This window comes from Ruegeria sp. BC7, assembly GCF_056539165.1.
In genome coordinates this window covers 137,389-158,826 of the sequence record NZ_JBQFUL010000001.1, presented here as the reverse complement: position 1 = coordinate 158,826, position 21,438 = coordinate 137,389, and the positions used below count along the sequence as shown (strand labels likewise).

General features: G+C 58.4%; 17 protein-coding genes. 8 read left to right on the top strand and 9 right to left on the bottom strand.

The window, feature by feature from the left end:
* Nucleotides 1-13: 13 nt before the first annotated feature.
* Entirely contained in the window at nt 14-2,449 is a 2,436-nt protein-coding gene (locus ACR0KS_RS00630) for a GcvT family protein (RefSeq protein WP_170567965.1), read from the bottom strand.
* Between the two features lie 184 nt (nt 2,450-2,633).
* Between ACR0KS_RS00630 and ACR0KS_RS00625 the strand changes: the two genes are divergently transcribed.
* Nucleotides 2,634-4,151: a trimethylamine methyltransferase family protein gene (locus ACR0KS_RS00625; RefSeq protein WP_170567964.1), complete on the top strand. Its 1,518-nt coding sequence runs from the start codon at nt 2,634-2,636 to the stop codon at nt 4,149-4,151.
* A gap of 60 nt (nt 4,152-4,211) precedes the next feature.
* Nucleotides 4,212-5,180 carry an agmatinase gene (locus ACR0KS_RS00620; RefSeq protein ID WP_170567963.1) on the top strand — a complete coding sequence of 323 codons (969 nt, stop codon included), beginning with the start codon at nt 4,212-4,214 and terminating at the stop codon, nt 5,178-5,180.
* On the opposite strand, the gene ACR0KS_RS00615 is transcribed toward ACR0KS_RS00620, so the two are convergent.
* The 4 genes from ACR0KS_RS00615 to ACR0KS_RS00600 all read right to left on the bottom strand — a co-directional run bounded on the left by ACR0KS_RS00615 (nt 5,177) and on the right by ACR0KS_RS00600 (nt 9,854).
* The gene (locus tag ACR0KS_RS00615) at nt 5,177-6,151 is read right to left on the bottom strand and encodes an arginase family protein (RefSeq protein ID WP_170567962.1); all 975 of its coding nucleotides are present in this window, start codon (nt 6,149-6,151) and stop codon (nt 5,177-5,179) included. The genes ACR0KS_RS00620 and ACR0KS_RS00615 overlap by 4 nt on opposite strands.
* Before the next feature lie 48 nt (nt 6,152-6,199).
* Nucleotides 6,200-7,789 carry an ABC transporter permease subunit gene (locus tag ACR0KS_RS00610; protein ID WP_170567961.1) on the bottom strand — a complete coding sequence of 530 codons (1,590 nt, stop codon included), beginning with the start codon at nt 7,787-7,789 and terminating at the stop codon, nt 6,200-6,202.
* Nucleotides 7,782-8,819, bottom strand: coding sequence for a glycine betaine/L-proline ABC transporter ATP-binding protein (locus ACR0KS_RS00605; protein ID WP_170567960.1), 1,038 nt, complete (start codon nt 8,817-8,819; stop codon nt 7,782-7,784). Before ACR0KS_RS00605 ends, ACR0KS_RS00610 begins: the two co-directional genes overlap by 8 nt.
* Nucleotides 8,820-8,903: 84 nt before the next feature.
* The gene (locus tag ACR0KS_RS00600; protein ID WP_170385689.1) at nt 8,904-9,854 is read right to left on the bottom strand and encodes an ABC transporter substrate-binding protein; all 951 of its coding nucleotides are present in this window, start codon (nt 9,852-9,854) and stop codon (nt 8,904-8,906) included.
* Between the two features lie 441 nt (nt 9,855-10,295).
* Between ACR0KS_RS00600 and ACR0KS_RS00595 the strand changes: the two genes are divergently transcribed.
* Entirely contained in the window at nt 10,296-11,021 is a 726-nt protein-coding gene (locus ACR0KS_RS00595; protein ID WP_170567959.1) for a glutathione binding-like protein, read from the top strand.
* Here ACR0KS_RS00595 and ACR0KS_RS00590 read toward each other — a convergent pair.
* Nucleotides 11,018-11,887 (bottom strand): LysR family transcriptional regulator, encoded by an 870-nt coding sequence (locus ACR0KS_RS00590; protein ID WP_170567958.1) that lies wholly within the window; start codon nt 11,885-11,887, stop codon nt 11,018-11,020. The genes ACR0KS_RS00595 and ACR0KS_RS00590 overlap by 4 nt on opposite strands.
* A gap of 101 nt (nt 11,888-11,988) precedes the next feature.
* On the opposite strand from ACR0KS_RS00590, the gene ACR0KS_RS00585 reads away from it, so the two are divergent.
* The 5 genes from ACR0KS_RS00585 to ACR0KS_RS00565 are packed head-to-tail and all read left to right on the top strand — an operon-like array spanning nt 11,989 to nt 17,740.
* A complete protein-coding gene (locus ACR0KS_RS00585) occupies nt 11,989-13,434 on the top strand; it encodes an aldehyde dehydrogenase family protein (RefSeq protein WP_480693084.1) in 1,446 nt (481 codons plus the stop codon).
* Nucleotides 13,434-14,411 carry a membrane dipeptidase gene (locus tag ACR0KS_RS00580; RefSeq protein WP_170567956.1) on the top strand — a complete coding sequence of 326 codons (978 nt, stop codon included), beginning with the start codon at nt 13,434-13,436 and terminating at the stop codon, nt 14,409-14,411. Before ACR0KS_RS00585 ends, ACR0KS_RS00580 begins: the two co-directional genes overlap by 1 nt.
* The gene (locus ACR0KS_RS00575; RefSeq protein ID WP_170567955.1) at nt 14,408-16,093 is read left to right on the top strand and encodes a hypothetical protein; all 1,686 of its coding nucleotides are present in this window, start codon (nt 14,408-14,410) and stop codon (nt 16,091-16,093) included. Before ACR0KS_RS00580 ends, ACR0KS_RS00575 begins: the two co-directional genes overlap by 4 nt.
* Nucleotides 16,090-16,719, top strand: a complete 630-nt coding sequence (locus ACR0KS_RS00570; protein WP_170567954.1) for a DUF3726 domain-containing protein — start codon at nt 16,090-16,092, stop codon at nt 16,717-16,719. Before ACR0KS_RS00575 ends, ACR0KS_RS00570 begins: the two co-directional genes overlap by 4 nt.
* A 10-nt stretch (nt 16,720-16,729) precedes the next feature.
* The gene (locus ACR0KS_RS00565) at nt 16,730-17,740 is read left to right on the top strand and encodes an Ldh family oxidoreductase (RefSeq protein ID WP_170567953.1); all 1,011 of its coding nucleotides are present in this window, start codon (nt 16,730-16,732) and stop codon (nt 17,738-17,740) included.
* 415 nt (nt 17,741-18,155) lie between these two features.
* Here ACR0KS_RS00565 and ACR0KS_RS00560 read toward each other — a convergent pair whose 3' ends face one another.
* The 3 genes from ACR0KS_RS00560 to ACR0KS_RS00550 form a co-directional block, all read right to left on the bottom strand.
* Nucleotides 18,156-18,731, bottom strand: a complete 576-nt coding sequence (locus ACR0KS_RS00560; protein ID WP_170567952.1) for a hypothetical protein — start codon at nt 18,729-18,731, stop codon at nt 18,156-18,158.
* A gap of 284 nt (nt 18,732-19,015) precedes the next feature.
* Nucleotides 19,016-19,753, bottom strand: coding sequence for an MvaI/BcnI family restriction endonuclease (locus tag ACR0KS_RS00555; RefSeq protein ID WP_170567951.1), 738 nt, complete (start codon nt 19,751-19,753; stop codon nt 19,016-19,018).
* 14 nt (nt 19,754-19,767) lie between these two features.
* On the bottom strand, nt 19,768-21,438 hold the full coding sequence (locus ACR0KS_RS00550; protein ID WP_170567950.1) for a DEAD/DEAH box helicase family protein: 1,671 nt from the start codon (nt 21,436-21,438) through the stop codon (nt 19,768-19,770).

Sequence of the window (21,438 nt, the reverse complement as noted above, 5' to 3'; positions counted from 1 at the left end):
AAACGGCCCCGACCTAAAGCCTAACCCGGTCAAGATTTGGATCGTAGGGCGAGGCCGGGACAACAGTGGCCACCACATGCTCGCCACAGCGGTCCAACACCATTTCGCAGCCGATTTCGGCCAGTTCCGGCTCAACAAAGGCATGCGCCAGATTAAGGCCGGTTCGATGCCCCCATTCGCCGGACGTGATCGTACCCACAACCCTATCCCCTTGCATAAGAGACGCTCCGGGATGAGCAGGGCCACGCGCCGTGTGCACCTGCAAGACAACCAGCTTTTTGCGCGGGCCTGCCGCTTTGCGCGCCTCCAACGCCTTGCGCCCGGTAAAGTCACCTTTGTCGAGCTTCACGAACCGGTCCAATCCGGTTTCAAACGGGTCAAACTCGGTAATCAAGTCGGACTTCCAATGCAGAAAGCTCTTTTCCATACGCATCGAGTCGACGGCGCGTGCGCCAAATAGCTTCATGCCCAAGGGTTCGCCGGCCTGACGTAAAGCCAAGTATGCAGCATAGAGCGACGCGTTAGGCACATGGATTTCATAGGCCAACTCGCCCGAGAAACTGACACCCATAACGGTGGCCGGTGCGATCCCCACAAAGCACTCACGAACGCTGAGCCACGGGAACGCCTCGGCCGACCAATCGCCGCGCGCACAGGCGGACAGGACATCGCGCGATTTTGGGCCTGCGAGAACCAGAATGGTCTGATCGTTGGTCAGGCTTCGCAGGTGGACGTCTTCGTCAGTCCGCAGATGGCTGATCAGCCAGTCCATGTCGTGAAACTCACTGGCCGCGGCCGAGCCGTACCAGATGCGTTCAGGGCCGCGGTCGCTGGCGGGTAGGTTGGCCACCGTCGCCTCGGCCTTGACCATACCGTGATGGTTCAACAGATAGCCCAGCCCCACACGCCCGTCGCGGCGGGTAACGGTGCCGCAGAACATCCGGTCTAGAAAGGTGTGACGGTCCGCGCCGGTGATCTCGATCCGATTGAAACCATTCACCTCGGCCAAGCCCACATTGGTCTGAACATTGGCAACCTCGGCGGCCACCAGATCGAAGGTTTCGTCAAAATCGAAACTGTGGGCGGGTGCGAAATCGGGCGACGGCTTGATGTAATCCATCCGTTCCCACCCATTCACCACGGTGAACTCGGCCCCCTCCGCCGCCAGAACCGGGGTCAGAGGCGTCGTCTTGGCCGGCCGTCCTGCGGGGCGATGTTCGTGCGGGAAGTGAAAGCGGAACTCATTCTGATAATCCTCGATGGCCTTCAGCGCTGTCAGTTCAACATTCGCGTGCCCCGTGAACCGTCGGGGATCGAGGCACCACGTGTCATAACACGCCTCGCCATGCACGATCTGTTGTGCCAGCAGCCAGCCGTGGCCACCACCCTCACCCAGACCCGCGCGCAGGCCGATGATGCAGAAAGCGTTGCGCTTACCCGGGATCGGCCCGACCAGAGGCGCGCCGTCAATCGTATATGTGATCGGGCCATTGACCACCGTATGCACCCCGGCCTCCATCAACGCGGGCATACGGGCGAAAGCGCCCTCCAACACATCGGTCACGCGGTCCAGATCATCGGGGCACAAGGCGTTGACAAAGTTCGGGTCGATCCCGTCCATACCCCAAGTCTTGCAGTCCTGTTCATAGAACCCCAGCAGCAACCCGTTCTTTTCCTGCCGGCAGTAGTAGTCACTGATTGGGCAGCGCAGCAGAGGCATCCTGTGGCCTGCATCCCGGATCGCGGGAATCTCTTCGGTCAGGAAATACTGATGCTCCATCGAGGCGACCGGGTGATGCACCCCCATCATCGCGCCCACCTCGTTCACACGATAGCCGCCCGCGTTGACGACGATATCGCAGTCGATATCGCCCTTTTCGGTCTGCACGGTCCATGTGTCATCGGCATGTTGCTTCAGCCCGATGACCGGCGTGTTGCGATACACCTCAGCCCCTGCTTTGCGCGCCCGCCGCGCCAGTGCCTGACACAACTGCGCGGGGTCGATGTCCCCATCCATCGGATCCCACAGCCCGCCGATCAGGTTCTCGGTCGAGATCAAAGGGTGGCGTCGCGCGCATTCCTCGGCATCGATCACCTCGAACTGCACGTCCATCCCGCGTGCCATGGATGCGAAATGGCGATAGCCCTGCATCTGCGCCTCGGTATTGGCCAGCCGGATGCCGCCGTCGCCGTGGTGGTAGTTGATCGGATAGTCCGGATCCTCGGCCAATTCCTTATACAGCCGGATCGAGTGCGATTTCAGCCCGACCATCGTCTGGTTCATCCCGAAATTCGTCACCTGCGCCGCCGAATGCCACGTGGTGCCCGAGGTCAGCTCATTCCGCTCGACCAGAACCACATCGCTCCACCCTTCCTGCGTCAGGTGATAGAGGGTGGAACAACCCGCAATCCCGCCTCCGATGACAACGACCTTGGTCCGAGATTTCATGGGCGCGGCTCCTGTATTTGTTCCGCCCAAGTCTTGCGGAACAATACCTGCGCACGACAAGCCACCCGGTGCTTGTATTGAAAAATCGAAACCGCGATTGCGGATTCTGCAAATTGCACTTGGCCTTTGCATGGGGCGCAAACCCTCGCTTAGGGTTCAGGGGAAGCGCCACGAAAGGAACCGGATGAGCACGGGCAGCAAACGAAGCGGCAGACGCGCCCGGCACGCGCAACGCGCAGCGGCACCCATGGTTGATCCTTGCCCTCCCGGTCAGATCGGTGGGGCCTTCAAGCCATTGACCGAGCCCGAGATCGCGCAGATTTATGACACCGCCCTGCGCCTGCTGGAAACCCTCGGGATGGGAGAGGTGCCGGACCGATTGGCCGGTGACCTGCGGACCGCTGGCGCAGAACCCGGCCCTGACGACCGATTGCTGTTCCCGCGCGCCATGGTCGAACAGGCCATTCAATCCGCCGCCAAACAGTTCACCTTTCACGGCCGCGATCCGGCGCGTTCGATCGAGGTGGGCGGAGACCGCGTGTTCTTTGGCACCGGCGGCGCGGCGGTTCAGACGTTGGATATCGACACCGGTCTTTATCGTCCCTCAACCCTGACCGACCTGCATGACTTCACCCGGTTGCAGGACACGCTGCCCAATGTCAGCTGGTTCACCCGGTGTTGTGTTGCAACAGACGTGCCGGACAATTTCGATCTGGACGTAAACACCGCCTATGCGCTGATCCGCAATACGACCAAGCCCATCGCCACATCCTTTACGCTGGCCGAACATGTCGCGCCCATCGTCGATATGCTGGATATCGTGGCCGGAGGGTCCGGCGCATTCGCCGCGCGCCCGTTTCTGAAGGCGCATATCAGCCCGGTCATCTCGCCCCTGCGCTATGGCGAGGATGCGGTGGACGTGGTCTATGAATGTATCGCCCATAACATCCCCATGTCCTGCATCACGGCAGCCCAAGCGGGCGCGACGGCCCCGGCGACTCTGGCCGGGTTTCTGGCGCAATCGCTGGCAGAGACGCTGGCCAGCCTTGTGATGGTCAACACGATCAAACCGGGCTTTCCCATGGTGTTTTCCAACTGGCCCTTCATCGTGGACCTGCGCACCGGGTCTTTTGCGGGCGGCAGTGGAGAGACTGCGATCCTGAACGCGGCCTCGGCGCAGATTTCCAATTGGTTGGGGCTGCCGTCGGGCGTGGCGGCCTCGATGACTGATGCCAAGGCGATTGACGCGCAATACGGGGCTGAAAAGGGCATCACCTCGCTGGCGGCGGCGCTGGCGGGTGGGAACCTGATCTATGAAAGCTCGGGCATGACCGCATCGCTGCTGGGGGCCAGTTTCGAGGGCTTTGTGCTGGACAACGAAATGCACGCCCACACCTACCGCGCCCTGCGCGGGATCGAAGTGACCGAGGAAAACCTCGGGTTCGATGCGATCTGCCAGTCGGTTCTGGGGGACGGTCACTTTCTGGGCAGCACCCATACCTATAACGCGATGGAGCGCGACTATTATTACCCCGAGCTCGCCGACCGATCCGCGCCGCGTACTTGGGCGGACGAAGGTGCCAGCGACGCCTGGACCACCGCCCGCGCCCGCGCGAAAGAGATTTTGGCCACGCACCACCCCCAATATCTGACCGCCGAACAGGATGCGGAAATCCGCGCCCGGTTTCGTATCCTTGATTGACCTTCCCCAACCGCCCGGGGGCGGCTAGGGTCGGCTTGATTGCACATGAATGAGGCCCAGATGACCGATCCTTTCTTTCAGCCCGTCTCGGCCATGGAACTGGCGCGGTTTGCAGGCGTACCGACCTTCATGCGTTTGCCGGGTATGACACTGGATCACGAAAGGATCGCCGAAGTTGATATCGGGCTGGTCGGCATCCCCTGGGACGGTGGCACCACGAACCGCCCCGGCGCGCGTCACGGGCCGCGCCAGTTGCGGGATTACTCGACCATGATCCGCGCGATGAACCCTGTGACCGGGGTTGCGCCCTTTGCGATGATGAACTGCGCCGATCTGGGCGACGTGGCCCCGAACCCGGTGGATATCGACGATACGCTGAACCGCGTGACGTCATTCTACAGCGACCTGACCACGCGCGGCATCACCCCTCTGACCGCCGGAGGGGATCACCTGACCACCCTGCCCGTTCTGCGCGCACTGGCCAAATCCGGCCCGCTGGGGCTGATCCAGTTCGACAGCCATACCGACCTGTTCGACAGCTATTTCGGCGGGCATAAATTCACCCACGGCACCCCGTTCCGCCGCGCGGTCGAGGAAGGTCTGGTCGATCCCAAACGCTTTGTTCAGGTGGGAATTCGGGGCACAGCCTATAACATCGAGGATATCGAGTGGGGCGAGGCGCAGGGCATCCGTATCATCCGCATCGAGGAACTGTTTGATCGCGGCATCAACGATGTCATGGCCGAGGTGCGCAGCATCGTGGGCGACGCACCGACCTATTGCACCTATGATATCGACTTCGTGGACCCCACATTTGCCCCCGGCACCGGCACGCCCGAGATCGGTGGCCCGAACAGTTTTCAGGCCCAGCAGGTAATCCGCCAGATGGCCGGAGTGAACCTTATAGGGGCCGATCTGGTCGAGGTCTCACCCCCCTTCGACGCTTCGGGCGGCACCGCTTGGCTGGGGATTTCGCTGATGTTCGAGCTGCTCTGCGTGTTGGCGCAGGCCGTGGCCGCGCGGCGTTAACTGACGTTTTCGGCGATCATCGAGATCATCTCGAACATCACCGCCGCCGCTGTCAGGGCGGTGATATTGTTGGGGCTGTCCTTGGTGGGCATCATGCAGACCACGTCTCCGCCGACGATATTCAGCCCGCGTGCGGCGCGCAAAATGCCCACAGCCTCGTCAATGTCGAACCCCTTCTCACCGGGCTCCAGATTGGACACCGCAGGCGCGACGGTTGGGTCAAGGCAATCCAGATCGAAGGTGATATAGACCGGACGATCGCCCAACACCTCGCGCGTCTGCGAAACCACGTCTGCAAGCCCACGCTGGCGGAACTCACGCATGGTGACGATGTTGTAGCCGTATTCATAGGAAGGTTGCAGCCAGTCCAGACTGCGCGGATGACCCCGCAGCCCGATCTGCATGGAGCGCGTTGGATCAACCTGCCCCTGATCGGCCAGATAAGCGCCCCAATGGGCGGCGGATTTCTTCGCGCCCAGAAAGTGGTCAACCTTGGTGAACACATCCGTATGCGCATCCAGATGCAGAAAGCTAACCGGCTCTCCGCCCGCCAGTTTACCGCGCCCCAGCGCCTGCACGATGCCGCCGGTGATCGAGTGATCTCCGCCCACCGACACGGGCCGCGCCCCTGCTGCGTCGATATCTTTGTAAAAGGCAGTTATCCGTTCGATGCAGTCTTCGTTGTCATTGGCGCGTGGAAAGGGCACGTCACCCACATCGGCGATTTTCGCGCTGTTCCACGGGTCGATCTCGAACACCGAATGCACCCTGCGTTGCACCGCCGAGACATGGCGCAACGCGCGCGGGCCGAGGTGTTGATCCCGTTCGGTTGTGCCGTTGCCGGTGGAATGCGGGACGCCGACCAAGGCGATGTCCTGCCCCTCGGGGCCGGTGTTGGGACAGCGAAACAGGGTCGGCACGCCCCACCAATACAGGTTATCCATCATCGACTGTTCATAGCGGTCGGTCATCTGCATCCCCCTTGAAAATACGCCCCCGGCTGGCGGGGGCGCATGTGATCAGATTTTCTCGTCTTCTCGCCGGAATGCCCCCTGCACGATCCGGTCGATGACCATGGCGCAAAACAGGATGGCAAAGCCGCCTAGCAGACCCGGACCCTTGGCCGCGTATTGCAGCGCCTCAAGGATTTCCTTGCCCAGACCGCCGCCGCCGATCAGCGAGATGATCACCACCATCGACAGGCACATCAGAATGGTCTGGTTCACCCCGGTCATGATCGAAGGCAGCGCCAGCGGGATCTCGACATCCTTCAACAACTGCCATTTCGAGGCACCAAAGGCGACCGCAGCCTCTTTGATGCTTTCGGGCACACCGCGCATCCCCAAGGCGGTCAGGCGGATCACGGGCGGCATTCCAAAGATGATCGTGGCCAGAATACCAGGCGGGTTGCCGGTGCCAAAGAAGGCGATGATCGGGATCAGGTAGACGAAGGCGGGCAGCGTCTGCATTAAATCCAGCACAGGTTCTGCCGCACGATAGGCGCGCTGGGACTTCCCGAACCAGATGCCCAGCGGGATACCGAAGATCACGCACAGGATCACGGCAGCACCAACCAGAGCCACCGTCTCCATCGCGACATCCCAGTACCCAAGAAGAGCGATATAGGCCAGCGACGCGGCGGTGAAGATCGCAACGCGTGGGCCCGCCGCACGCCATGCGGTGACGCAGATGACCAGCATGACAACGGGCCACGGGGACCCGATCAACGCAATCGTCAACGCATCCAGAACCGAGCGGACACCAGCCACAATCCCGTCAAAGACGTCCCCACCCGCCGCTGCAGCGGCATCAATCTTGGCTTCCATCCAACTGGCGAGGGCAGAAAACAGCGTTCCGTTGCCTTCGCCAAGAAATATCTCGGAAACCTCCTGTTCCGGGAAGGCATCCAGCAAGGGCAGCGACGCGTTGACCGTGAACTTGTACACAATCAAGGGACCGATCGCGGCGATGAGGACCGCACCCAGCACAGTGTTCCTTCTGGACTGTCCGCTTTCCGTGCTGTCCGGATCAATCCGCCATTTAGAGTATTGCTTTTCGTAGACCCGATCCGCGTAGAAACCCTGTACCAGTTTGAAAACCAGCAACATCAACAGACCCGTGATCAGAATCCCTGCCGCTTCGGATTGCGCGGCAGCGGCCCTTTCAAGGCTGGTATCCGCCGCTTTCTGGATGTTCTCGGCCAGCTTGGTAAAGCGGTCGATATCTGCCTTTTCCGTGGCATCCGCCGCACGTGCCATCAACTCGGCCGCTCGTTCCTGTTGGCGCGCGGCCCTTTCCGCGAAGTCAGCGCCGGGATTACCCCACGCGCCCCGGCCGATCTGAACCCATGCGATGATCTCAAGGATCAGGAAAGTCCAGAACATCCCCCAGATCGCGCGCGAGGCCGACCAGAACGGCCCCAGCACTGCAGCCCACAGGTTGAATGTATTCGGCACGGGGCTGGTCGCGTCATGGATCTTGTGAAACGCGTTGACGTAGTAGTCGCCGTTTGGTCCCGCGAATTCCTTGATCGAGCGGTCCAGCGCCTCGCGGTCGACTTCGATGTCAGAGGCGGCTGTAACTTTCAGCTCTGTTGTTGCGTCAGTCATTTTTGCCCCCCTGAATACCACGCAGCAGGCGCGGCTTGGTCACGATCCCCACATCATTGCCTGCGTCCGTTATGACCACCGGCATCTCGGTATTCACCGCAAGGTCGATCAACAGGTCCAGATCCGCGCCCTCATCCGCGCGCGGTGCGCCGTCGAGTGAGCCGGAATAGCTGCCCATCGGCTCCATGATCGAGTGCGCCTTGACGAGTTTAAGTTTGGAGATGCCCTGCACAAACTCGCGCACGTAGTCGTCGGCGGGGTTCATGACGATATCTTCGGGTGTGCCGATCTGAACAATCACACCGTCTTTCATGATCGCGATGCGATGTCCGATCCGGATCGCCTCGTCCAAGTCGTGCGTGATGAACAAGGTCGTCTTCTTGAGCTGCGCCACCAGCGCCTTGAACTGATCCTGCAACTGCAACCGGATCAGTGGGTCAAGCGCCGAGAATGGCTCGTCCATCAACAGGATTTCCGGGTCCGAGGCCAACGCGCGGGCGATGCCAACGCGCTGTTGCATCCCGCCGGAAAGCTCTTTGGGCAGGCGATCTTCGTAACCGGTCAGGTTCACGAGGCTGAGTGCATGGTCGGACACCGCCCATCGCTTGGATTTCGGCACTTTGCGGATTTCCAGAGGATACGCCACGTTGTCGCGCACCGAACGGTGCGGCATCAGCGCCATGTGCTGAAAAACCATCCCGATCTGCTGCGCCCGGATGCGGCGCAGTTCAGACTCGGAAATCTTTGAGACATCCCGCCCCAGAATTTCGATCTTGCCCGCGGTCGGCTCAATCAGGCGATTGATATGACGCACCAGCGTCGACTTGCCGGACCCCGACAGGCCCATGATGCAAAAAATCTCGCCGCGCGGTACTTCAAAGGTTGCGCCCTGCACGCCGACAACGCAGTTGAAACGCTCTAGAACTTCGGGTTTTCTAATGCCTTCGCTGCGCACGGCAGCCATGGCTTCTTCTGCCCGTGCGCCGAAGATTTTCCAGACATTTTCCAGTTTTACGACAGGTTCGTCCATTTGCCCCTCATGTGCAGGGCTTTGCCCCGGCATATAAGAAAAGGGCCGCCGCGAACTGTCGCGACGGCCCCCCGATATTGGATGTTAGTTGGTGAGCCAACCGATGACTGTGTCTTCGTTGTCCGCCACCCACTGCCGGGCAAAATCAGCCGCTTCGACATTGTCGACAGCCAGCGCCTTGCCCATCGCGCTCAGGTCATCGCCCTGCATCTGGTAGTTGCGAAACAGGGCGGCCACTTCTGGATAGTTTTCTTCCAGTTCCTTGGCGTAGTGCAGATGGAGCGTCGCACCATTCCATGCCGAAGACGCCTCGGACTTGGCCAGCCAATCCGGGTCATCGGTCGGCTGAACGATGGTCCACGTGGCCGGATCATGCGCGGGTTCTTCCAGAACCGTCAGATCCTGCGTCACAAAGATGTAGTGCGGGCTGTAGCAGAACCCGATCCACGGATCACCTGCCTTGGTCGCATTGGCGAGATTGGCGTAGGCAATCGTTTCTTCATACTCGGTCAGGTCGAAAACCTGGTCATAGCCGTAAGACTTGGCCCGAATTTTTTCGACCACGGTCGAGGCCCAGCCCGGCGCGCCAATCCAGACCTCAGGTGTGCCGTTTCCGTCCGTGTCAAAGATCGCTATCTTGTCGGGATCGCTCAGATCATCAATGGACTTAATATCGTGCTGTTCGGCGATATAGGTCGGAACACACATACCCTGTTCGGCCTGCACAGGGTTTTCATTCATAACAACCGTGCCGTTGTCCTTGACGTATGTGTCATGCAGGTTTTGCTGGTTCGGCATCCAAACCTCGGGATGGACATGCATCGACCCGCTGTCCATAGCCTCAAAAACAATTGGGTTGGTTCCGTTCTGCAATTCCACATCTAGGCCCAGGTTTTCCTCGATTACGACCTCAAGGATATGCGCGGTGGCATTTACAGATGCCCAGTTCGGCACACCGATCACGATATCCGCAGCAATGGCGGGACCGGCTGCGACAACTGTCGCGCTTCCCAATAGCGTGGCTAGTTTTTTCATCAGGTATCTCCATGTTGGGCGTTCACGGTGCTGTTTTCTGTCCGGCCCGGGCCGGCGTCGCACTTTGCAAACAGTATCAAAAAGCAGTGGCTTTCCGGTTTTTTGACCAGCGGCTCGCGGTGCCGGGTTGGTCAGAAAAGTCAAGCACGCCTGCGCGCCACCCATCAAGAATTACCTAAGCCAAAACCGCGTATGCGAAATTATCATAGATTAGTTTCGGTTTATTGCGATTTGAGGGGCTCAGGTTCAATGACAGTCTGCGGCAGAGCTTCGACCAAATGGCGCAGACATGTTAATACCCATGCCCTTGAACGCAAAATATCTGGAAATGGAGACTCTGCCGACATTTGCAGCTTTGGATGTTATGAAAAACCCTACGATCGAGTCCGATTTCTTATGGCTTAAAGACCATTTGGGCCGCTTATTCGCAGAGGTAGACCAATGTCGCAGCCTGATATTCATCTTTACACCGCCGGAACGATGAACGGATACAAACCCGTTATTTTTCTGGAAGAAGCAGGCGTTCCCTACGACGTGACGCATATCAACTTCTCAAAACAGGAACAAAAGACCCCCGAGTATCTGGCGCTGAATCCCAATGGAAAGATTCCCACGATCTTTGACCGGTCAGAAGGGCGCGCCATCTTTGAAAGCGGCGCGATCCTGTGGCACTTGGCCGAGAAATACGGAAAGTTCCTACCAGCCGATCCGGTCAAACGGTCCGAGGTCATGCAGTGGGTGTTCTTTCAGGTGGGCCATATTGGTCCGATGATGGGCCAAGCCATGTATTTTCAGCATATCGCGGCACCGAACGGCCACGTTGAGCCCTTTTCAATCCGCCGCTATGTCGATGAAAGCCGCCGATTGCTAGAGGTCATGAACTCTCGACTGGAAGGGCGCGACTGGGTCGCCGCGGATGAGTACACGATCGCCGATATGATGCTGTACCCGTGGGCGCGCGCCTATGTCTGGGCCCGGGTCGAGGTCGACGGCTTACCCCATCTGAATGCTTGGTTCGACCGGATCGACGCGCGCCCCGCTGTTCAAAAGGCGCTGACAATCCCCAAGGCCAACCCTCATTTCTGGGACGAGGCAGCGGATGCCTCGGCCTTTGCGCAAGAAAACGCCGCGCGCTTTGCCGGTGATGTGAAGTCAGACTCCGACTAGGTGCAGTGCGACAGAATAAACTCGGTTGTCGCACTGGCCAAATCAGGAAAGCGAGACCTTTCGCTGACATACAAATAGACCTGCCGCTGTTCCGGCAGGTCTTCGATCAGGCGAAATGCCGTTGCTTCGGGAATGAAATCGGCAACGGTTTGCGGCAGCACCGTCACCCACCCCCCTGTTCGGACCATCGTGATCAAGGAATGTGTGTTGTGAATGGTGATATCCGCCTGTCCGATCACCTCATGCAAACGCGGCGACTGGATCAAGTCACACAGCGCGTTCCGAATGAAAGGAACCGATAGGATATCGTCGATCACCAAAGGGTTTGCTCGCGTCATCAACGGGTGATCCACGGCAGAGACAAGGCCAAATCTGTCTTCAAACAGCGGCAGAGCCGTCACACCATTCAACGCATGATACCCCGAAGCGATGCCGATATCCGCTTTTCCTTCGGCCAGCGCGTCCAGCACTTGCGCGGTGTCCGTATCCCGCAGCTCGACCTTCACGCCCGGAGAGGTCCGAGTCATGTGCTGCAGCACTTTAGGGAACACGATTGCCGCCACCGATGGCACGGATACGATCCGCAACAATCCGTGTTCCGCATCCACAGCGGCTTCAATATCCAGAACCGTCTGATCGAACTGGCGCACTTGCTTCAGGCTCAATTCAAACACTTGCTTGCCCAGCGGGGACAGGCGGTTCTTACGCTCACCTTCAAAAAGCTTTTTACCAAGGTGATCTTCAAACTGTTTCAGCGTCATTGAAACAGCAGACTGGGTTCTGCCCAGCCGGTCGGCGGCTTCCATCAGGTTGCCGGTTTGCGCCACGGTGCAAAAGCACCGCAATGTCTCAATCTTGATCGCCATACTTCAATTTTTCTGAATTTTGTTCAATTTATTTGAGTTTGACTGATACCGCAACAACCCCGCACACTACGCGCGACCAAAATAGGACTCTGGGGCGCATTGTGACCAAATTGAATCTGATTGCCGGCGAATGGCTGGCAGGTGAATCCGAAATCGAGAACCGCAACCCTTCGGACCTGAGCGATCTGGTTGGCACCTTCGCGCAGGCCAGCGCAGATCAGTTAGAGGCCACGCTGGATCAGGCGCGTGCCGCTCAGGTCGAGTGGGCCGCCTACCTTCCCGAGCGCAAGCAGGCGGTTCTGAACGCCATCGGCACCGAACTCATGGCACGGGCCGAGGAACTGGGCACGCTACTGTCGCGCGAAGAGGGTAAACCCCTGGCAGAAGGCAAGGGCGAGGTCTACCGCGCCGGTCAGTTCTTTACCTACTACGCCGCCGAGTGCCTGCGTCAAATCGGCGAGAACGCGGATTCTGTCCGCCCCGGCGTTGAGATTGACGTGCGGCGCGAGGCCGTGGGCACAGTCGCCATCATCAGCCCGTGGAATTTCCCCACTGCGACCGCCTCGTGGAAGATTGCACCGGCGCTGTGCTACGGCAACGCGGTTGTGTGGAAGCCTGCAAACATCACCCCGGCCTCGGCCGCGGCGCTGACCGAGATCATCGCGCGACAGGACATCCCCAAGGGTCTGTTCAGCCTTGTAATGGGGTCCGGGCGCAGTATCGGCCAACGGCTGGTGGAAAGCCCCAAGGTGAACGCAATCTCTTTCACCGGGTCGGTGCCCGTGGGCAAGGGCATTGCTGCCGCTGCCATTCAGAACCTGACCAAAGTGCAGATGGAGATGGGGTCCAAGAACGCGCTGGCCGTCATGGACGACGCCGATCTGGATCTGGCGGTGACACTGGCGCTGGGTGGCGCGTTTGGCGGCACCGGGCAGAAATGCACAGCCTCGTCGCGTCTGGTGGTGCATGCGGGCATCCATGATGCCTTCGTCGAGAAGCTGGTCGTCGGGGCGCAGGCAATGAAAGTCGGCCACGCGCTGGAGGACGGCACCCAGATGGGGCCGGTCGTCAGTGAGCAGCAGTTGCAAGAGAACCTTGCCTATGTCGAGCTTGGCAAATCCGAAGGCGCGGAACTCGCCTGCGGCGGTGCGCGGCTGCAAATGCCTCATGACGGGTTCTACATGTCGCCCGGAGTGTTCCTGAACACCACCAACACCATGCGCATCAACCGCGAAGAAATGTTCGCCCCCCTGACCAGCATTATCAAAGTGGACAGCTATGATGAGGCGCTGAGCGTCGTCAATGGCACCAATTTCGGTCTGACCTCGGGCATCGTCACCCAAAGCCTTGCCCGCGCCGCCCATTTCCGTCGTAATGCGCGTACAGGCGTCGTCACCGTGAACCTACCCACGGCGGGCACTGATTATCATGTACCGTTCGGCGGGCGCGGAGACAGCTCTTATGGCCCGCGTGAACAGGGCAAGGCGGCGGCGGAATTCTACACCACGGTCAAAACCGCCTATATCAGCGCGGGGACGCCGGACTAATGCGTATCGACGGGCTGCAATACGCCAACTGGTCGGAAAAGATTTTCCGGCAACTGCGCGAAGGCGGCGTGGACGCAATCCACGTCACCATCGCCTATCATGAGAATTTCCGCGAAACGGTTCTGAACTTTGAAAAGTGGAACCGCTGGTTCGAGCAATTCCCGGACCTGATCATGAAGGGCCGTTGGGCCAGCGATATCGACACCGCGCGGAACACCGGGCGGACGGCGGTGTTTTTCGGCTTTCAGAACCCCTCGCCCATCGAAGATGATATAGGGCTGGTTGAAATCCTGCACGATCTGGGCGCGCGGTTCATGCAGCTCACGTATAACAACCAGTCCCTGCTGGCGACGGGATGTTACGAGGCCGAAGACACCGGCATCACCCGCATGGGCAAGCAGGTCATCAAAGAGATGAACCGCGTGGGCCTTGTTGTCGACATGAGCCATTCAGCCGATCGCTCGACCATCGAGGCCGCTGAATTGTCCGAGCGCCCAATCGCAATCACGCATGCCAACCCCTATGACTGGTCCCCCGCCCTGCGCAACAAGCGCGACGCGGTAATCCGGGCCGTAACAGAAAACGGTGGGATGCTGGGCTTTTCGGTCTACCCTCATCACCTGAAGGACAAATCCGCCTGCACAGTGGAAAGCTTTTGCGAGATGATCGCCCGTACTGCCGACAAATACGGCGTTCAGCATCTGGGGATTGGCACCGATCTGTGTCAGGACCAGCCCGACAGCGTCGTCGAATGGATGCGCGTGGGGCGTTGGACCAAAGAGATCGACTATGGCGAAGGCTCGGCCTCGGCCCCCGGTTTTCCACCGATGCCCGGCTGGTTTCAGGACAACCGCGATTTCGGAAATATCGAGGCCGGGCTGCGCGCGGTTGGTATGAACGAAGATGAGATTTCGGGTATCATGGGCGGGAATTGGTACCGCTTTTTCGACCAGAATTTCGGACCGCAGGGAAAATGAACGAAACCGGCCGCCATATCGCCCGCAGAGACCCCGCTCAGGTCATGCGCCTGTCGCGGTTGGGGTCCCTTCACCAATGCCGCCTCAGCTTTATGCGACAGTTGACGCGACGCATGGCGCGCGAGGAATGGACCTTTACCCGGCCTGTTTTTGACATCAACGCAAATGGGGTCGGCCACGCCGTCTACACCGCACAAGGCCCGGACCATGCCTATTCGCTGGTCGCGTTCGCACATGACCTGCCGCCCGAACAACGCTCTGACAGGGTGATTGCCGAAGCCTGGGATGCCACATTCACTCTGTTCGACGGAGTTCCGACCGCGCAGGATATCGAACGGCTCGCCCAGAATGTTCCCTTGCAAGAGGCTGGCCGCGTCAGTGAACACGAGCTATCACTGTCGCGCGCGAACCGCTCTGTGCGCTTGTGGGCGCATGTCGTGGACAGGCTGGCCGATGGGCAACAACCGGACCTCGATCAAATTTACGACGTCGGCTACCTGATGCGCACGACGGCCGTGTACGGGTCTGGCAAATTCGGCGCGGCGGACCGGGAAAAGACTGCTGACCGCCCGGAATTGAACGCCCCGTTCCAGACCGAAATGCTATCGGTCTACCTGACCCGCACATTTGTCCGCGATCTGGTTCAGCACATGGCCCGCGTCAAAGGTGGAGAGAAAACAGCCGATCTGGACCCTGCCATCGCCCGCTGGCTGGGCATCGGCAATTCGACGGGGCTGGGTATGGCGCCGTTTATCGTGAACCATCCGATCCTGTTCAACAACTGGATCATGGTGCGCGAAGAGGCGATCTCGCGCGTGCGGTCATTGCCCAGAGCCTCAGACGCGGAAATCGCGCAATTCCAGAGCATTTTTGACCGCAGCAAATTGTCGATGTCGTGGTGGCAATCCGAGCATCCTGTCCAAATCAGAAAGCTGGCGGCCTTGGCGTCTGACCTTCAGGCAATCTCGAACCATTTGGAAGGGAATGTCCTGACGCAGGACAACCCGTGGGACCGCCTGATCTTGTGGGCGGAGGACGCGCTGAGCGAAGAAGGCCAGGAACTTCTCGCGTCGCTGATGCTCGAGCCATATGGCAATCTGGTGGACGGGTTGGCAAGTTGCATGGCTGACAGCAACCCAAATGCGCAAGTCATCGACGGTGCGATGCCGGTGTCCGAGGTGCGCGATCTGATCCTGAACAACTTTGAATGGGCACTTGATCTGGATTGGGCGGCCGAGCCGAATTGCGCCCGCGCCTGGTATGTGTCCGAGGAAAAGCTGGAACCCAGATTGGGCGAACGGTTTGAAGAGCCTATCGCCGAATACGAACAACCCTTGGCCCCCGCGCGGGACGCTGCCACCGCGTATAAGGTGCTTACTGACTGGCGCGACGATACCCCGGTCCGCGAGTTCCTGTTGCAGCACCCGGAACATCGGCACACCATACGGCGCGCACAGATCGGACGTGTCGCCCCTTACGGAGAAATCCACGACAACACGATCAGCGCCGATGTCATGCCGATAGACATGCTGCGCGCCAAGCTCTCTTTTTTTGGCGCGACACATTTCGATCCGCGTTCCGATCGCTGGGTTCGGATCTGCATGTATGCGGGCGCGCCCTACCCCGAAGAACTGTCTGAAGACACGGCGGATACTTGGGTCTACCCGGAGCCTGCAGCATGAGCTTTTCGCTAAACGAGATCGAAGCGACCGCCAAACGTGCCGCCCGTGGCGCAGGTTATACTTGGGGTCATGCGGAGGAGGCAGGAAAGGCGACGCGCTGGCTCTGCGCGCATGGGTTGGACGGCGTAGAGGCGCTTGCATCTTTGCTGCACCGGAATCTGGCACGTGCGCCTGAAAAACACGCGCCCTGTATTTCAGGCGAAACATGGACCGGAACGGATGTGCTGTGTCCGCTTGCCACAGGCTGTACGCTTTCTGACAGCGCGGAAATATTGGGGGCGGCACCCGTCACGCTAACCAATGTGACTGCTCCCACATTGCTGCTGCCATTCGCATCCAACGTGGCACGCATTTTGAACCGAGGCGTCTCGATCACGATCGACGGCGCACAGGCGCAAACAGATGGGATTGCCCTACGACTGACCGGAGCGATACCGGATCAGGCCCAATCCATTACTGTACGGTTGGCAGAGGTTACGCCCCCGCCCCAACGGCTGCAGTCACGTGCAACCCCTGATCCTGCGGCCTGGTCCGTTCTGACCCACTTTGCCCACTTCACCTATGCCCCCGCGACCGAGGAATCCCGCCTGCGCGGTGCCGGAGCGGGCCTGTCCGACAACGATTAAAGAGATTGAAATGGTTGAAACCCGCACCCTGACCCTGACCGAAATCGAAGACCTCGCCTTTCGCGCACTTGTGGCCGCCGGTACGAGCGAGGCGAACGCGCGCCCTCTGGCCATTGCCACAGCCGCAACCGAGGCGGATGGCGTCGCCAGCCACGGCCTCGCCTACATCCCGATCTATTGCGAGCATGTTCAGTGCGGCAAGGTCGATGGAGTGGCCGAGCCGGTTCTGTCGCGTCCTCGGCCTGGCGTGGTAACGGTGGATGCCGCCACCGGTTTTGCGCATCCAGCCATCGACACCGGGTTTGACGCGCTGATCCCTGCCGCGCGCGAACAGGGTATCGCAGCGCTTGCCATCCGCAACAGCTATAACTGCGGCGTTCTCGGCTATCATACATATCGCCTTGCACAGGCCGGGCTGGTCGGTTTGGGCTTTACCAATGCACCAGCATCCATCGCGCCATCGGGTGGCTCCAAGCCCGTGGTTGGAACCAACCCGTTTTCGATCGCCGCCCCAGGCGCGGATGGCCAACCTGCACTTCTGATCGACCAGAGCGCCAGCACCATCGCCAAGAGCGAAGTCATGAAACACGCCCGTGAAGGAAAACCCATTCCGGTTGGCTGGGCTCTGGACGCTGACGGAAACCCCACGACCGACCCGAATGTCGGCCTGAAAGGATCAATGGCACCTTCAGGGGGCTACAAGGGCGTCGGCGTCGCGTTACTTACGGAAATCATGGCAGCCGCTTTGACAGGGGCGACTTTGGGCCTGAACGCGTCACCCTTTTCCGGAACCGCCGGAGGGCCGCCCAGGACCGGGCAGTTCTTTATAGCAATAGACCCTTCGACCACGTCCGAGGACGCGTTTGCCTCAGGTATCGGAGAACTTGTCACGTCGATCCGCTTGCAAAGTGGGGCACATCTGCCAGGCGACGGTCGACGCGCAAAACGGATGGCTGCAGAGGAAGACGGAGTCGCCGTAAACCTTGCCACCCTCGAAAAGATCGCGGCAATTTTGGACTAACTGTCCCATTGGCGCTGACGTCGGGCAGGCGCAGAGGTGCGTATTTGGGCGGATGGAACACACGAAGAAAAGGATATATTTTACAAATCAGCGTCATAGCTGAATTTAATGGTGCCCGGGGGCGGAAGTTCTACTCCCGTTACAGGCACCCTCGTCAGGTCTCCCGTCAGCAAAACATGGGGTATCGCGACAGCCAGGCCAACGTCAACAGGCGCGTTGTGTACTACGGTTTGTACTACGGCAGCCCGAAGACCCCGTGCCGAGCGCTATGCCAGCGCTGTTACCGTGGGCGTACTCACATTGCTTCTGCTAGAGCGGTGAACATAGTTGTTTGCGGGAGGTCTGAGTTGCATCGAGGCCATGGGGGGAAGTGCGAACGCCCCAATGTATGTTGAGGCGCTCACATTTTTCTGGCTCAAACATCCGCGATGAAGCAGGGGTCTTGCACAAGGCCGATACCTCCCCACGTCATTGCGAAAGCATTACGATATCCAGTGTTACCTATGGTGACTTCCTCAATCCCCATGTCTGCCAACCCGGCCTTGAAGGTTTCGTGGTTGCGGATGCGGCGTCGGAAGTTGGATGCGTCATAGCCAAGAACGGATCGCAGTTCGGTGAACGGTAGCCTACCCTCAGGATAGCCATCGAAGAACCTCTCGATGTAGGTCAACGCTTCTTGGACCTTGCCTTTGGGCTTGCTCTTGCCGGGCCTCCATGACCTGATCGTGCAGCCGGGGAAAACCTTGAGTAGTAGCGTACGAATGCCTGACCGCTTCGGGGCGATGATATAGGCGTTGCAGGGACCACACTCGGAGCCACTGCCCAGCCTGACTGAGGATCGACACAAAGCCTGCAGGATGTGGTGCATGTGTTCTCCTGCTGCCATCTCTTCCACGAGGGTCTTGGAGACCTCCTGATCATTCGCGATGCCGCAGTAGTATCGCGCTTTCACCTCATAGTCAGTCTCAGGGTGGTTGTTCATACCTGCCAATATGACGTTCCGGACATGGCGGTACTCGTTCGTTCCCTGATGCTTACCCCAGTTGAGGAAGCTGAAACACCCCGAAGTCTGCAACCGTGTGATCAACAAGAAAGAGGGTCAGGAAGGAGTGCCTATAGGCTCTATTAAGGCTAGGAGCTGTAGCGACGGCTACCTTGAGGCCTCGCTCACATCCCATGGCCAAATACTTTACGAAACTGCTCCAATTAGGTTGGACCACGACCAAACAGCCTATGCAAACACTCGCGCAAAATAGGCGGAACGGATCTAGTTGACTACATGGACAAAAGATCAAAGAAGCTGTTGCCCGGAAACAGCAAGGGAATGTTTCTTGGCCGGATTTTGAAGAGCGGCCCTTTTTCAGTAACCCGTCCATTCTTTTTGCTGATCAGATGATCCAAAGTGATTGTTCCTTCGCAAATTAGCTCAGGCAATAGCTCTACCCTTGCGGCAGAGGAGTAGGAGGCGTGTCGATAATGGAAGTACTCGACGCCGCCAAGCGTGCTGGAACTTGCTGAGACCCAGATTGTTTCAGGGTGACTGGCAGATAGTCTCGCCTTCAGTCTTTCCATTCTCCAGGAAGCGACATGCTCTTCTCGACCTTCGACGACTGCCCACTCTTCTAGCGAGTCCTCTACTCTATTGTGCCGAAGCACCAAGCCTTGCGGGTTTGGTTGACCCGCTCGAACTGAGCAGTAAAGCTTCTTTTCTTCACTACGTAAGTAGCCATATTTGTTTAGAATTTCTGCAGATGACTTAAGAGGGCTAATGTCCCAATCCGGTACGGCGGCGAACAGATTCACCCTGTGAGGATCAAAGGATCTTGAACCTCGTCTTGCAGAAACCACAATGCCATACTTCGTGGGTTTTCTCGTTGACTGATAGTCAATTCCCATTTCCTTCAAAAGGGTCATACCAACAGAGGTCGCTCCATGCCCAACGGCCTTTATTGGTCCCTTTAGTGAGACTTGCGCTAGCTCCTCGATTAGCTTTTTAGCCTCTACGCTCAGCATAATGATACGCGCCTCTAGAATTCCTCAGCACCAGGAAATCGGAGTCGAGCCCCGCCATCCAAGTTGTCAATGTCGGCAACATCCGCCAAGTACTCATCAAAAAATGACTCCGCAGCGAGATTGTCAAAATGAATTATTCCCTCTTTGTGGTACCGGACGATTTCAGGATGTTTGTCAGAGTTAGAACGAGCTTCTTTGTTCATACTAATTCCCGCCGCGACTCGACGAATGTCCGCGACAAAATCCATTACATGAACGCTCTTTTTGCCGGGCGAAATTCGTAAACCTCGTCCCAGCTGCTGCAAGAATATGCGTCTGCTATGGGTCACGCGCATGAATGCCACAACGTTGACATCAGGAACGTCGATCCCTTCGTTTAGCATCTCAATAGAGATTAGTAGATCAACATTGCCGGTTCTGAAATTCGCCAAGTTGGTAAAGCGTTCCGGTCGAGTTAGTCCACTGTGCAAGACCGCTGCACGGATACCTCTGCTGGCGAAGAGGGGTTGAAGCTTCTCTGCATGGTCTATTGAACGGCAAAAGGCGAGTGCCCGAGGGTTCTCGATTTCTCCCATTTTGTCGCAGATCATCTCTACCATCGCGACATCACGGTCTGGCATCATCAAGTGCCGGTTTAGGTCTTTCACCGTCAAGCCTTGTTGAGAAAGTCGGCTTATTTCCTCCCAATCAATACCATCCGTTAGCATCTGGTAGTTGACCTGCGAAAGGTAGCCTTGCTGCATACCTTCGACAATGTCCATTGAGAAACAAGGCTCGCCGAACTGTTCAGTTAGACTGCGATCATCTGATCTCCAAGGTGTCGCAGTTAAACCAACCAAGAAATTAGGTTCCAATGCGTCAATCAGTTGGGAAAACGCTGTCGATGGAGCATGATGAGCCTCATCCACAATAACTAAACCAAAACGGTGACTTAGGTCGTCGCCTCCTCGAATAGCTGCTAGTAGCGATTGCCATGTCGCAAAGACCACGCCGCCTTCATACTCAGGCTTCTCGCCATCGGTCCAAAGGTGGGTAGAACACGTCTTCTCCAGCTGCGACCAAGACGAGGTTTCTAGTTGGCGAACTAAGTCGGTCATGTGGGCCAGAACGAGGATTTCTTGTCCGGAGTTTCTGTTCTGCTCATTCGCGATCAGCGTACTCGCAACCATTGATTTACCAAGCCCAGTAGCCATCACAAGTAACGCTTGTTGCCGTCCCGCACTTCTGACTTCTTCAACCGCCTCGACCGCTTCGATTTGATAAGACCTTAGCTCACGACGGTTTTTTGAGAGCAAAGGCAGCTTGTCGTAGTAGTCTAAGAGAAAATCACTGTTCCAAAGGCGCAAAGGAATTCCATCATTTTTTGCCTGAGCGTGGTGGTCGTATGCGCCCTCATAAAAAAAGGAATTCGAAATCGCTACTGCTACATCCGCTTCGTAAGCCCCCATCGCACGAATAGCGTCTTCTCCCGCTTCACGATCCATTCCGCCGCTGTTGCGATATTTTGCCTGAAAGACCCACTTTTGCCCTTTGAATGTTGCAACGACATCGGCACCTTGGTCACCGGTTCCACCGACAATGCTAACATCCTTGAACCCTGCGTGTGACACTAGTCGTGCCACCGCTCTTTCCAGCGCAGCCCAGGGGCCGAAAGTTAGACGTTCGACGGAAATGAAGCCGGGCAT

Bases quoted from the DNA above. Each gene is read 5' to 3' on its own strand.
- ACR0KS_RS00555 (WP_170567951.1), bottom strand. From the start codon at position 19,753: ATGCTGAGCGTAGAGGCTAAAAAGCTAATCGAGGAGCTAGCGCAAGTC.
- ACR0KS_RS00610 (WP_170567961.1), bottom strand. From the start codon at position 7,789: ATGACTGACGCAACAACAGAGCTGAAAGTTACAGCCGCCTCTGACATC.
- ACR0KS_RS00590 (WP_170567958.1), bottom strand. From the start codon at position 11,887: ATGGCGATCAAGATTGAGACATTGCGGTGCTTTTGCACCGTGGCGCAA.
- ACR0KS_RS00630 (WP_170567965.1), bottom strand. From the start codon at position 2,449: ATGAAATCTCGGACCAAGGTCGTTGTCATCGGAGGCGGGATTGCGGGT.
- ACR0KS_RS00605 (WP_170567960.1), bottom strand. From the start codon at position 8,819: ATGGACGAACCTGTCGTAAAACTGGAAAATGTCTGGAAAATCTTCGGC.
- ACR0KS_RS00595 (WP_170567959.1), top strand. From the start codon at position 10,296: ATGTCGCAGCCTGATATTCATCTTTACACCGCCGGAACGATGAACGGA.
- ACR0KS_RS00620 (WP_170567963.1), top strand. From the start codon at position 4,212: ATGACCGATCCTTTCTTTCAGCCCGTCTCGGCCATGGAACTGGCGCGG.
- ACR0KS_RS00575 (WP_170567955.1), top strand. From the start codon at position 14,408: ATGAACGAAACCGGCCGCCATATCGCCCGCAGAGACCCCGCTCAGGTC.
- ACR0KS_RS00570 (WP_170567954.1), top strand. From the start codon at position 16,090: ATGAGCTTTTCGCTAAACGAGATCGAAGCGACCGCCAAACGTGCCGCC.
- ACR0KS_RS00580 (WP_170567956.1), top strand. From the start codon at position 13,434: ATGCGTATCGACGGGCTGCAATACGCCAACTGGTCGGAAAAGATTTTC.
- ACR0KS_RS00600 (WP_170385689.1), bottom strand. From the start codon at position 9,854: ATGAAAAAACTAGCCACGCTATTGGGAAGCGCGACAGTTGTCGCAGCC.
- ACR0KS_RS00565 (WP_170567953.1), top strand. From the start codon at position 16,730: ATGGTTGAAACCCGCACCCTGACCCTGACCGAAATCGAAGACCTCGCC.
- ACR0KS_RS00550 (WP_170567950.1), bottom strand. From the start codon at position 21,438: ATGCCCGGCTTCATTTCCGTCGAACGTCTAACTTTCGGCCCCTGGGCT.
- ACR0KS_RS00615 (WP_170567962.1), bottom strand. From the start codon at position 6,151: ATGACCGACCGCTATGAACAGTCGATGATGGATAACCTGTATTGGTGG.
- ACR0KS_RS00625 (WP_170567964.1), top strand. From the start codon at position 2,634: ATGAGCACGGGCAGCAAACGAAGCGGCAGACGCGCCCGGCACGCGCAA.